The sequence below is a fragment of the Limnohabitans sp. genome (assembly GCF_044361645.1).
Classification (GTDB): domain Bacteria; phylum Pseudomonadota; class Gammaproteobacteria; order Burkholderiales; family Burkholderiaceae_C; genus Limnohabitans_A.
The window spans coordinates 1-11,603 of record NZ_JBIKIL010000117.1; the positions used below are offsets into that span (position 1 = coordinate 1).

The window sequence follows — 11,603 nt, forward strand, 5'->3', positions numbered from 1 at the left end:
TTGGCCTTGAGCTCGGGTGGATGAAGCCTGCGCTTTTTTGTTTCAGTCATTGGTAACCCATTTCTTTGGACAGTGTCCCACTTAAACACCTGTCCCAAATTCGGGGTCCACTTCACTTGCTCGCCCTGCTTGGCAGCGCCTTCTATGCGATTTTTGTTCATCGACTCGCGGTTTACGCTCCACGCTTGCCTTCCCACACTCGGTCACCCTCATGCAGTTGCGCAACACTCAAGCTCGCTGTGACCAGCTCGCGGCGGGACTTGCACCCACAGGTGTTCGCCCATGCCGGGCGCACTCCAACAAACGGACAGAAAAGCGGCTTCGCGCGACCTATCCTTACTCGTTAGGCATCACTGCGCTCACTTCAGCTCGTAAGGAGTGCCGATTGTCTTTGTTTCAAAGAGTCGATACTGAACGTCATCAAGTTTGAGGAACGGAAAGCTTTGCCGGTATTGCGAAAGGTGCTCGGCAAAATTCGCTTTGCCTTCGGTGTAGTAACGCCACAGGGTCATTGGTGGTGCACAGTCAACTTTGAAGTTCCCAATGTACGCAATTTCGCCTGCAGAAACACGAAACGAACCAGCCTTGGCCAAGCCGTTAGGAGCTAACTGCTCTGGACCTAGTTCAAGATGCCCCATCTGCGAAGCTGATTGAGAGACGCGAATCGAGATTCGCGTCATTGCATACTCGCCCGGGGACAAGAGGAATGCATAGTTACGCAGACCCCTGGGCGCCGCTGTGGGCAATAGAGCGCCGATAATCTCTGCATCCGCTGGCAAATCAGCCTTGATATCCGTAACGGGCATTCTGTTGAAGGCGATCCGGCGAAGTTGGGCCGTTTCGTTCCCGCCGCATCGGCCGTACCTACCGAGATCTACGTCCAGCAGAACTACGCCCTTCGCAGATCCTTCGGCTCTGTAGGCAGCCTCCGTGAGTTCTCCTGCGTTGGCGCGGGCGGTGCCGACAATGATGAACTGTGAAACGAGCAAAGTGCACAAGGCTGCGACGTACATCAATCTCTCCTGTGAGGCCTAATAGTCTGACATAACCGGTGCTGCGCGGCTTCATCGAGCAGCATCCGTGTTGATGAATGGGTTCGGCACTGAATCGGGAAAACGTATGTCCCCGGCCTCGGCAATCAGCAATGTGGATGGTGCATAGCTGGGCATTGCGCTTGGGTGTTGCGGCGCTAATTCAACCCAAGCATGCATTAATGACGATCCAGCCTCCATTCGTTCAAAAAGCTCCCCAAAGAATCTACCGAAACCATCCCCGTTTCGGTTTAGTGTGAGTACAAGGTTTGCAGACTTCTGACCCGGGAGCGCAGCAGATTTTTGTGCTGTCTCGGAATGATTGGGCGATGCGAGCACAACAATTGTTGCGCTCGTAAGTTGTGCGACTTGTCGAAGCCCCGCCGGGACATCAATACCAGCAAGCGTTCCGTCTTCACGCAAGTGTGCATATAGGAACAGTATCTCGCAGTTTGGAAAACGTGTTACTGGAGCGATGTTCGTGCTTTTAAACATACCGCTCAGCGCTGCCGCATCCTCAGTCAAAAGCGGCACCAGGTCATCGCCACTGAGATTAGCAAACCCAATCGTCAGCGGAATGACCATCTGTCTATTTGCAGTTCCCGCGCCAAAAGATGGAATCTGTTCGAGGTAAAGCAAACTTCGGGGATGAAAGATCAGATAGGACCATATGGGTGCATTGAGGCCATAGAACATCTTTTTAATTCCGCACTGAAGATGGCATGGTTGACCTGTAATTATATTCACCACGACACTCGAACTACGCAGCCAGTCAAGGCGCATCTCTACGGTGTGTTCTCCGGGAGAAACATCGAAACATTTAACTTCTTCAGGTGAAACCTCGCCAACCTTTCGTCCGTCAACATAGATTCTTAGGGGGCGAATCCACAGGCGCCCACCATCGCGTTCGATGGAGATCGATGAATGGGACTGGGTAGGCAACTGCGTCTGTCTAGACGTCGCAATACGTATCAGCTGATTACGGTAGGAGATTCGCCCCCAGATAGCAGCGATAGCAACAACTAAGACGAAACTTCCAACAATGAGGTAAATCAGAGGATCCATTTGGACTAGTGCCTAGCGTGGAGGTCACCGGCGCTAAGCGGCTTTATCGCGCAGCGTCCAGTGGAATGATGGGTTGGGCGCGGGGTAGTAATACATTGTCATGTGGTGGCTTGTACGGTGATAGGAAAAGACGAATTACGAACGGAACTGCGGCAGTGATGCCTATTGCCGGAAGCCCAAAAAGCTGCGACTGCATATGTGCATGCCGCGACAAACGAGAATACGCGGAAAAACACAATTTTCATCTTTTGATTTTCATCAAACCGTGGCACGCCACCTGGCCTCTTAGCAAAAGCTTGCCAAATGAGCCACGGGGTGAGGAACAGTCCAATGACTCCAAAGAAGGTGGCTCCGTAATAGATGGCGCCGAGCTGCGACAAGCAGTTAATGATGTTGTAGTCCGGGCACATATTCATAGCGCCCAACACTTAGCGTTTATCCGCCACGCCAATGCGCCAAGCCAAGGCCAGCAGTGTCGTTCGCGGCGGATGAACCATGTTGAGCTAAACCGCCTCAGTGGCGGTGGTGTGTGGGTTTCGATATAAGGGATTGATTTTTCAAACCCCCGCCATGGGTTTCATTATGCCCATGCCTTGGCTAGATAGACCGATTTTTGAATTCTTTGGACCCTATTTTTTGATGAACGCCCAAGGTCTTGCCGCTGGTCTTGGCGCTGCCATGGCCGCGTGCTTCGCTGGCACGCCTGCTTTTGCCATACCTTGCCCACAAGTGCGTGCATCCAACCCTGACCCGTGATCGGGCCATGTTCGCTGGGGCCTGATTGTGCTGGTGCGCTTTGCATGAGCACATCCCCGGAACTCACGGCCCCGGCGCTGGTGGCGTGCGGCCTTGTTGTCCGTGCTGCCCTTTGCCCGCCTGCCCGAGCGCCATGGGATCGGGCAGGCGTTTTGGTCCTGGGCTGGTTTGCATCACGCGCAGTCGCCCATGTTCACAAGCGGGGCACTGCTGGAGGTTGAGCTGTGTCACGCCCCTCAAAGCGCCCGAACTTGGCCAAGCTCAGGCCGGGCCAGCCAGGCGGCAAACTCGTCGGCCAACTGCTGGCTGGCACGGGCCGCTTGCTGCCAGGCTTTGACGCGGCCGGGCAGGTCCAGGCCGTAGTGCAAAAAGTCTTTGCGGTCAGGAAGTTTCCCGTTCGGCAGGGTTTTGACCCAATCGGGATTGGGGGCCAGCACGATGGTGCTGTCCAAAAAGGCACTGGCCGCGTGTCGCCACTTGAGCGCTTTGTCGAACCAGCCGGGCACCACCGCTTGTTGAAAGTGAGGGTACAGCACCAAGGCGCGTTCGGGGCCTTGGGTGGATGCCGTCCAGTTCAGGTGCAGGTGGTAGTCGGTGATGCCGCCGTCCCAATAAGCGCCCTGGGGTGCGCCGGGAATGTCGTGTACCGCTTTCAGGGCAAACGGGATGGAGCAGCTGGCTTGCAGCGCGGGCATGAAGTTGCCTTCGGTCAGGCCCAGGGCGCGGGTGCGAAAGTCTTGCGCGTCAAACGGCAAAGCCGCGCCCTGCCCTGAAAACACCACCCGCTCCAGCCAGCCGCCCAAGGCCCGGCGGTGCACAGCGTTGCTCAGAAAGGCACCGGCGTAACCCAAGGGCGTGCCCAGCGGGTGCTCGCGGCCCAGCACATGCCGCCCGTGCGAGGTGAGGATGTGCAAGCGGTAACGCGGGTGGCTGAGCACCTCTTGGATGCGCCCGCCGTAAAACGCTTGAAGGCTGTGCCCAAAGGCGTCGCTGACTTGCTGGGCGCTCACGCGCTTTTGGCCGGGCAGTGGTTCGTAATGCTGGTGGATGTAATCGTGCTCCAGCCGCTCAAACGCCGCCACCGATTCATGAAGGCAAGCGGTGGCCATGCGCCACGCGCCAATCGATGCGCCCACCAGGTCCACAGGCTGCTGGCTTTGGGCGAGCCAATCACCAAAAATGAAGCGATCGAGCGGCCCCAAAATCAGGCCCTTGGGGCCACCGGCTGCGCCCGGAATGACACCGATGTGCTCGGGCCGTAGACCGTGTTTGCGGATGTGGGCCAGGGCCTTGGGGCCGGCGTGGATGTGCAGGGCTTGCATGCTGTGGTCAGTGGCTCACCGTGGTTTTCAGTGAACCGGGCTGCGGTAGGCGCGGCCCAAGCGCTCAGCCAAGGCTTGCAGACGCAGGTCCAGCGACCACAGCACGGCCCCCTCGCTCAGGCAGGTGGCGGCCAACAGTTGCAAGTCAACCCAGCCGCAACCTCGCCCAAACAGCTGCTCGCGCTCTAGAAAATCCAGCATCTCCGGCAAGTTGGCTTGTTGGGCAGCTTGCAGCGATGCCAGATCGGCCAAGGTTTGAGCGCGTCGGGGGGGCGTGCCGCAAGCGATTTCGCCCAGAATGCAGGGATGGATCAACACACGGTCCTGCGCCAGCAACTGCACCAAGGATTCATTGCCTCGTCTGAAATGGTCCACCCAAACCGAGGTGTCCACCAAAACAGCTGTCATGCGGGCAAGTCCTGCACAGGTCGGGGAATGTCTGGCATATCGACTTGGGTGCCGCCCAGTGCGGCCAGTCGTTTGGCCGCTTGCGTGCGGACAAAGGCCTTGATGGCCTCGCGGAACAAATCGGCCTTGTCCATGGACGGGTCGGCCACTTCCAAAGCCCTTTGGTAGAGCTGGTCGTCAATGGTCACGGTGGTTCTCATCACAGGCTCCAAGCATCAAACAAGGTGCAATTATGCATCTCAAAAGATGACAAGACGTGATCAATGTCTTGGGATGGCGCTTATTTCTTCAAGCCCTGCAGCTTGGCAAAGGCGCTGGCCATGGCCGAGCCCGAACCTGCCGTGACTGCGGCTGCGGGGGGCGAGGTGTAACTGCCGCCTGAACCCCCGCCGCGCTGGCGCTGGTCGCGCCCTGCCCCTTCAAACTTGTTGTCACGTGGGCCATCGCGTCTGGCAGGCGCAGCATCGAGCTTCATGGTCAAGCTGATGCGTTTGCGGACCACATCGACTTCAAGCACCTTGACTTTGACGATGTCGCCGGTTTTGACCACTTCGCGGGCGTCGCTGACAAACTTGTTGGCCAACTGGCTCACGTGCACCAAACCGTCTTGGTGCACGCCCAAGTCGATGAACGCGCCGAATTGGGCCACGTTGCTCACCGTGCCTTCCAAGGTCATGCCTTCTTTCAGGTCTTTGATGTCTTCCACACCTTCGGCCAGACGCGCCACTTTGAAGTCCGGGCGCGGGTCGCGGCCCGGCTTTTCAAGTTCGCCCAGAATGTCTCGGATGGTGATGGCACCGAATTGGTCATTGGCAAAGAGTTCGGGCTTGAGCGTTTTGAGCACCTCGCTGCGGCCCATGATGTCCTGAATGGGTTTGCCGGTCTTGACGATGATCTGCTGCACCACCGGGTAGGTTTCGGGGTGGACGCCGGTCATGTCCAGCGGGTTGTCGCCGCCCCGGATGCGCAAAAAACCCGCGCTTTGCTCGAAGGTTTTGGCCCCCAAGCCCGTCACCTTGAGCAGGTCTTGCCGGGTTTTGAACACGCCGTTGGCATCGCGCCAGCGCACCACGGCCTTGGCCACACTGCCCGACAGGCCCGAGACGCGGGTCAGCAAGGGCACGCTGGCCGTGTTCAGGTCCACGCCCACCGAGTTCACGCAGTCTTCCACCACCGCGTCCAGGGTTTTGGCCAACTCGCTTTGGTTCACGTCGTGTTGGTATTGGCCCACACCAATGGCTTTTGGGTCGATCTTGACCAGCTCAGACAGCGGGTCTTGCAGGCGCCGAGCAATGGATGCCGCGCCGCGCAGGCTCACGTCGACGTCAGGCATTTCTTGGCTGGCAAACTCGCTGGCGCTGTAAACGGAAGCGCCCGCCTCGCTGACCACCACTTTTTGCATGTCGGTGCCCTCTTGCAAGCGGGCCAATTGTTTCATCAAGTCACCCGCCAGTTTGTCGGTCTCGCGGCTGGCGGTGCCGTTGCCAATGGCGATCAGGTTGACTTGGTGCTTGTCACAAAGTTTGGCCAAAGTAAAGAGCGAGCCCTCCCAGTCTTTGCGCGGTTCGTGCGGGTAGACCGTGGCGGTGTCGACCAGCTTGCCGGTGGCATCCACCACGGCCACCTTCACGCCGGTGCGTATGCCCGGGTCCAGGCCCATGACCACGCGCGGGCCCGCCGGGGCAGCCAGCAGCAGGTCGCGCAGGTTGTCAGCAAACACCTTGATGGCCACCTTTTCAGCCTCTTCGCGCAAGCGGGTGAACAAATCGCGCTCGGTGGACAGGCTGAGTTTCACGCGCCAAGTCCAGGCCACGCATTTGCGGATCAGGTCGTCGGCTGGGCGAGACGCATGGCTCCAGCCCAAGTGGATGGCGATCTTGCCTTCGGCCAGTGAGGGGGCGCTCGCCTTCGGCGGTGTGGGCTTGCCCAATTCGGGCGTGGAGCTCGCACCCGCCTGCGGCTCGGGCAACACCAGTTTGGCCTCGAGCATCTCCAACGCGCGCCCCCTAAAGACCGCCAAAGCACGGTGTGAGGGCACACGACCTATGGGCTCGTCGTAGTCAAAGTAGTCACGGAACTTGGCCACGTCGGCGTTGTTTTCGTCTTTGCCGTTGGCCAACTTGCTTTGAAACAAGGCCTCATTCCAGAGCCATTCGCGCAGGGCTTGCACCAAACGGGCGTCTTCGGCCCAGCGCTCACTGAGCAGGTCGCGCACACCGTCCAGCACGGCGGCGGTGGTGGTGAAGTCCGCCCCCTCAATGGCCCCCGGGGCCAGTACAAAGGCCTGCGCCTCGGTGTGCGGGTCAAGGCGCGGGTCGGCAAACAGCCTGTCGGCCAAGGGCTCCAGCCCAGCCTCGCGGGCAATCATGCCTTTGGTGCGGCGCTTGGGTTTGTAGGGCAGGTAAAGGTCTTCAAGTTCTTGTTTGGTGGGCGCAGCGTCGATGGCCGCGAGCAACGCAGGCGTCATCTTGCCCTGCTCGGTGATGCTTTTGATCACGGCGGCGCGGCGGTCTTCCAGTTCGCGCAAATACCCCAAACGCGACTCCAGCTCACGCAACTGGATGTCGTCCAGCCCATCGGTCACTTCTTTGCGGTAACGGGCGATGAAGGGCACGGTGGCCCCACCGTCCAGCAGCTCGACAGCGGTTTTGACCTGCTCAGGTCGGATACGGATTTCAGCGGCCAGTTGGGCCAGGATTTTTTGCATTGCTCGCTCGGCGCATCTTGCACGCCCTGTTGATCAAGGTCAGCGAGTTTGCCACAGGGTGATCGGCAGATGCCGGCCGGTGCAAGTGCCGTGTGCGTTCAAGCCTGAGGGCCTTGACGCCAGTCGGGGGCGTGCCACCCATCTACATGCCGCCAAGAGGCCTTGTCTTGTCTTTGATTCACAAATCGCAAAAAATATTTAATAAATGTTAATTTCATCAATTTTTTGCGAAAATACAACAATACAGAATGTTAAATCAACAAAATTGACTTACATCTAACAAATATGTAGACTTCGAACAAGAATCAGTTTTAACGATTTACGGAGTTTTAAGATGAAGATTTATGAAAAATCATTTATGAGAAGGCTCTTCGGTAATTTTGTGATTTTGCTGATTCCGGCCGCTTTGCTCTTGCTCACGGGCTGTGAGACCATGAACGGTGGTGGCATGGTGGCCAATTCGGAATTTGAAAAATTTACACCTCAGCCCAAGGAGAAGCGCGTCATACAAGAAGTCAAGCTGCGTTGGGAAGTCCGCGAAGACGTGTCTCAATTTTGTGCAAAGTCGATCGGCATGGGGCGTGAGCAGGCCTACTTCACCCCGCCGGTGGCCTGCGCGGTTTGGCATGTGGCCAAAAAAGAATGCGTGATCATCACCGGCACAGAAACCACCCACTTGGCCCTGGGCCACGAGGTGCGCCATTGTTTTGAAGGCCATTTCCACAAATGAAAACAGCACGAATGCATCGCGCTGTGGGCCAACTGGCGACCGGTGCCGCAACGCAGGCCGTGAGCTCTGCGCCGCCCCAATCCGAATCACCACCGCTTTCATCTCGGGTCACGGCCCGCGCTGCACTGGGCAACTTGGCCTGTTGCCTACCCCCACTGGGCTTTGGGAATTCAGGCCCGGGCTTGGCTCGGCTCAACAGGTTTCATGCCTGACGCAGGGCTTGACGCAGACCTTCACCCACATCAGGCCGGGCGGCAAAGGGGTCTGGTGGATTCAAGCCCTGAACGATGGCTTCCATGCGGCTTTGCACGTTGCCCAGGGCTTGCGGGTGGCTGTAGATGTAAAACTGGTCAGCCGCCACCGCGTCAAACACTTTTTGCGCCACGTCGGCGGCTGAAACCTTGCCGCTTCCCACAGCTTTGTCACTTTGTGCCTGGCCGATCAATTGGCTGGCGGTGGGTTTTTCGGCAGCCAGATCCGCCGGGCGGTTGCGCTGGCTTTGGCTGATGCCGGTGGGCACGAAGTAAGGGCACAGCACACTGGCGCTGACTTGGTCAGACACCAGCTGCAAGTCTTGGTACAGGGTTTCGGTCAGCGCCACCACCGCGTGCTTGCTGACGTTGTAGATGCCCATATTGGGCGGCGTGAGCAAACCGGCCATGCTGGCGGTGTTGACGATGTGGCCCCGGTAGGCCGGATCGGCTTGGGCTGCGGCCAACATCATGGGGGTGAACAAGCGCACGCCGTGCACCACGCCCCACAGGTTCACGCCCAGCACCCATTCCCAGTCGGCCACCGAGTTTTCCCACACCAAGCCCCCTGCCCCCACACCCGCGTTGTTGAAGACCAAGTGCGGTGCGCCAAAACGCGCTTGCACATCGGCCGCCAGCTGCGCCATGGCTTGTGCGTTGGACACGTCCACCTTGCGCGCCAGCACCTGAGCGCCTTGGGCGGTCATTTCGGCTACGGCTTGGTCCAGCGCGTCTTGCTGCACGTCCACCAGCACCAAGTTCATGCCCAGCCGGGCGCCGATGCGGGCGCATTCCAGCCCGAAACCCGAGCCCGCACCGGTGAGCACGGCAGTTTTGCCTGGGAAGTGGTCGATCATGGCTTGGCCTTTTTCAGTGTGAACCCGACACGCGGGAAATGAACATGCAGCGTGCCCGCCCGCGCATCGCTGCGGCGCAAGGTGTAGCGGGTGCGGGTGGCGGCCACCAGCTCGCCCTCGGTGGGCTCAAGACCAAAGCTGTCAGCCGCGATCACCACCGGGCTGCCCAAAGCAATGCCGTGCTCGTCTTGGAACACCTCGTCAGAAAGTGGCGCAGGCGTGGCCGCGTGGGCCATTTGCACCGCTGCTTCGGCGCTCATCGGACTCATCTGGGCATGGCCAATGGCTTGCATGCGCGCCATCCACACAAGCACTTCTGGTGTGGCTTCCAAGATACCCGCCATGGCGGGCGTGCGGGTTTGTGTGAACCACAGAGGGTGGTAGGCCGCAAAGTCGGCCACGCAGGGGTGTGCCCCAAACAAAAAGTCTTGCCCGTGCAGCATGCTGGCGATGCGGCGCAAATAGCTTTTGTAAGTGCCACCCGCGTCGGCAGACGCCATGCGCGCCGCGCCGCCGCGCATGGCGGTGCGGTCGGCGACAAAGGCCTGCACCACTTCGGCGGGCGCACCGGCAAACAATTGGGCCACACCTGCTGGTTGGAAATTCCAGGCCATGGCCGTGGTGAACAAAGCACTGTCGGCCCATTGCGCCACGATGCGGGCAGCGCCCTTGTCGGCCTCAGGGTAGAGCGTGGGCGTGGGGGCAAGATGCTCCAATACATCGCAAATCAAGGCGGTGTCGCAGTAAATGTCGGCCCCGATCTGCAGCACCGGCGTTTTGCGGTACCCCCCGGTAAGCGCCATCAAATCGGGCTTGGGCATGGTCATGGGGATGAGCACACCGTGCCAGGCCAAGCGCTTGTGACCCAAGATCAGGCGCACCTTTTCGGCAAAGGGCGAGCTTGGGTAATGGTGCAGGACGAGTTCAGCCATGGCGCGCACCTCAGAGCAGTTTGACCAACTGCTTGCCAAAGTTTTTGCCTTTGAGCAAGCCTAAGAAAGCCTCGGGCGCAGCGGCCAAACCCTGGGCCACCGATTCACGTGGGCGCAAAGTGCCGGTGCCGACCAAGGTGCCCAATTCTTGCAAGGCCTCGGGCCAGACTTCCATGTGCTCACTGACGATGAAGCCTTCGATCTTCATGCGGTTCATCAAGATCAAGGCCGGGTTGGCCATGGGCAGTGGCGCGCCGTCGTAGCCCGCGATCATGCCGCAGACCGCGATGCGGGCAAAGGCGTTGGTGCGCAGCATCACGGCGTCCAAAACCATGCCGCCGACGTTTTCAAAGTGACCATCGATGCCCTTGGGGCAGGCTTCGCGCAGGGCTTTGGACAGGCTGATGTAGTCCTTGTGCGCTTTGTAGTCGATGCACGCGTCAAAGCCCAATTCTTTGACCACGTAGTCGCATTTGTCTTTGCCACCCGCAATGCCCACCACGCGGCAGCCACGGGCCTTGGCCAAAGCGCCGTAAGCGCTGCCCACCGCGCCGCTGGCGGCACTGACTGTGACCGTTTCCCCGGCTTGAGGCGCGATGATCTTGACCAAACCGTACCAAGCCGTGACGCCGGGCATGCCCACCGCACCCAGGTAATGGGACAGCGGCACATGGGTCGTGTCGACTTTGCGCAAAGCGCCGGGTACGTTGGCATCCACCACGCTGTACTCTTGCCAGCCGCCCATGCCCACCACCGTGTCACCCGCTTTGAGCTTGGGGTGACGGCTGTCCACCACCTCGCCCACGGTGCCGCCGATCATGACTTCGCCCAAGGCTTGCGGCACAGCGTAGCTTTTGCTCTCGTTCATGCGGCCGCGCATATAGGGGTCAAGGCTCAGGTAATGGTGGCAGACCAGCACTTGGCCGTCTTGCAGTTCGGGCAAGGACAGTTCGACCATTTTGAAATTGTGGACAGTGGCCTCCCCTTGTGGGCGGTTGTCCAAAACGATGCGGTGGTTGATGGGCATGGTGTTTTCCTGGTTGATCAATGGTGAAATGCTTGTGCATCGCGGTCAGAGACCGCTCCTACAAAGCTGCAGGCTTCGCGGTCAGAGACAGCGCCTACAAAGCTGCAGGCTTCGCGGTCAGAGACCGCTCCTACAAAGCTGCAGGCTTCGCGGTCAGAGACCGCTCCTACAGAGCTGCAGGCTTCGCGAGCAGAGACCGCTCCTACAAAGCTGCAGGCTTCGCGGTCAGAGACCGCTCCTACAAAGCTGCAGGCTTCGCGGTCAGAGACCGCTCCTACAGAGCTGCAGGCTTCGCGGTCAGAGACCGCTCCTACAAAGCTGCAGGCTTTGCGGTCAGAGACCGCTTCTACAAAGCTGCGGGCTTCGCGGTCAGAGACCGCTCCTACAAAGCTGCAGGCTTCGCGGTCAGAGACCGCGCCTACAAAGCTGCAGGCTTCGCGGTCAGAGACCGCTCCTACAAAGCTGCAGGCTTCGCGGTCAGAGACCGCTCCTACAAAGCTGCAGGCTTCGCGGTCAG

The 11,603-nt window shown here is 59.3% G+C and carries 11 protein-coding genes; 1 reads left to right on the forward strand and 10 read right to left on the reverse strand.

Annotation, left to right across the window (positions count from 1 at the left end; translation table 11 throughout):
- Positions 1 to 359: 359 nt before the first annotated feature.
- The 6 genes from ACIQ39_RS15635 to ACIQ39_RS15660 form a co-directional block, all read right to left on the reverse strand.
- The gene (locus ACIQ39_RS15635; protein WP_396435532.1) at positions 360 to 1,013 is read right to left on the reverse strand and encodes a hypothetical protein; all 654 of its coding nucleotides are present in this window, start codon (positions 1,011 to 1,013) and stop codon (positions 360 to 362) included.
- A gap of 51 nt (positions 1,014 to 1,064) precedes the next feature.
- Positions 1,065 to 2,096 carry a hypothetical protein gene (locus ACIQ39_RS15640; protein WP_396435533.1) on the reverse strand — a complete coding sequence of 344 codons (1,032 nt, stop codon included), beginning with the start codon at positions 2,094 to 2,096 and terminating at the stop codon, positions 1,065 to 1,067.
- A gap of 992 nt (positions 2,097 to 3,088) precedes the next feature.
- Positions 3,089 to 4,174: a phospholipase gene (locus tag ACIQ39_RS15645; RefSeq protein ID WP_396435534.1), complete on the reverse strand. Its 1,086-nt coding sequence runs from the start codon at positions 4,172 to 4,174 to the stop codon at positions 3,089 to 3,091.
- Positions 4,175 to 4,201: 27 nt separating this feature from the next.
- Positions 4,202 to 4,582: a type II toxin-antitoxin system VapC family toxin gene (locus tag ACIQ39_RS15650; protein ID WP_396435535.1), complete on the reverse strand. Its 381-nt coding sequence runs from the start codon at positions 4,580 to 4,582 to the stop codon at positions 4,202 to 4,204.
- Positions 4,579 to 4,782 (reverse strand): type II toxin-antitoxin system VapB family antitoxin, encoded by a 204-nt coding sequence (locus ACIQ39_RS15655; protein WP_396435536.1) that lies wholly within the window; start codon positions 4,780 to 4,782, stop codon positions 4,579 to 4,581. Before ACIQ39_RS15655 ends, ACIQ39_RS15650 begins: the two co-directional genes overlap by 4 nt.
- Before the next feature lie 80 nt (positions 4,783 to 4,862).
- Complete coding sequence (locus ACIQ39_RS15660; protein WP_396435537.1) at positions 4,863 to 7,289, reverse strand: Tex family protein; 2,427 nt, start codon at positions 7,287 to 7,289, stop codon at positions 4,863 to 4,865.
- A 358-nt stretch (positions 7,290 to 7,647) separates the two neighbouring features.
- On the opposite strand from ACIQ39_RS15660, the gene ACIQ39_RS15665 reads away from it, so the two are divergent.
- On the forward strand, positions 7,648 to 8,019 hold the full coding sequence (locus ACIQ39_RS15665) for a hypothetical protein (protein ID WP_396435538.1): 372 nt from the start codon (positions 7,648 to 7,650) through the stop codon (positions 8,017 to 8,019).
- Positions 8,020 to 8,221: 202 nt separating this feature from the next.
- On the opposite strand, the gene ACIQ39_RS15670 is transcribed toward ACIQ39_RS15665, so the two are convergent.
- The 4 genes from ACIQ39_RS15670 to ACIQ39_RS15685 all read right to left on the reverse strand — a co-directional run.
- Entirely contained in the window at positions 8,222 to 9,127 is a 906-nt protein-coding gene (locus ACIQ39_RS15670; protein WP_396435539.1) for an SDR family oxidoreductase, read from the reverse strand.
- A complete protein-coding gene (locus tag ACIQ39_RS15675; RefSeq protein WP_396435540.1) occupies positions 9,124 to 10,059 on the reverse strand; it encodes a glutathione S-transferase family protein in 936 nt (311 codons plus the stop codon). Before ACIQ39_RS15675 ends, ACIQ39_RS15670 begins: the two co-directional genes overlap by 4 nt.
- Before the next feature lie 10 nt (positions 10,060 to 10,069).
- Positions 10,070 to 11,086 (reverse strand): NADP-dependent oxidoreductase, encoded by a 1,017-nt coding sequence (locus ACIQ39_RS15680; protein WP_396435541.1) that lies wholly within the window; start codon positions 11,084 to 11,086, stop codon positions 10,070 to 10,072.
- 17 nt (positions 11,087 to 11,103) lie between these two features.
- Positions 11,104 to 11,603, reverse strand: a 500-nt coding sequence (locus ACIQ39_RS15685; protein WP_396435542.1) for a hypothetical protein, incomplete at its 5' end; no start/stop codon positions are given.

Coding starts and splice junctions, on each gene's coding strand:
- ACIQ39_RS15635 (WP_396435532.1), bottom strand. CDS start 1,013: ATGTACGTCGCAGCCTTGTGCACTTTGCTCGTTTCACAGTTCATCATT.
- ACIQ39_RS15640 (WP_396435533.1), bottom strand. CDS start 2,096: ATGGATCCTCTGATTTACCTCATTGTTGGAAGTTTCGTCTTAGTTGTT.
- ACIQ39_RS15645 (WP_396435534.1), bottom strand. CDS start 4,174: ATGCAAGCCCTGCACATCCACGCCGGCCCCAAGGCCCTGGCCCACATC.
- ACIQ39_RS15650 (WP_396435535.1), bottom strand. CDS start 4,582: ATGACAGCTGTTTTGGTGGACACCTCGGTTTGGGTGGACCATTTCAGA.
- ACIQ39_RS15655 (WP_396435536.1), bottom strand. CDS start 4,782: ATGAGAACCACCGTGACCATTGACGACCAGCTCTACCAAAGGGCTTTG.
- ACIQ39_RS15660 (WP_396435537.1), bottom strand. CDS start 7,289: ATGCAAAAAATCCTGGCCCAACTGGCCGCTGAAATCCGTATCCGACCT.
- ACIQ39_RS15665 (WP_396435538.1), top strand. CDS start 7,648: ATGAGAAGGCTCTTCGGTAATTTTGTGATTTTGCTGATTCCGGCCGCT.
- ACIQ39_RS15670 (WP_396435539.1), bottom strand. CDS start 9,127: ATGATCGACCACTTCCCAGGCAAAACTGCCGTGCTCACCGGTGCGGGC.
- ACIQ39_RS15675 (WP_396435540.1), bottom strand. CDS start 10,059: ATGGCTGAACTCGTCCTGCACCATTACCCAAGCTCGCCCTTTGCCGAA.
- ACIQ39_RS15680 (WP_396435541.1), bottom strand. CDS start 11,086: ATGCCCATCAACCACCGCATCGTTTTGGACAACCGCCCACAAGGGGAG.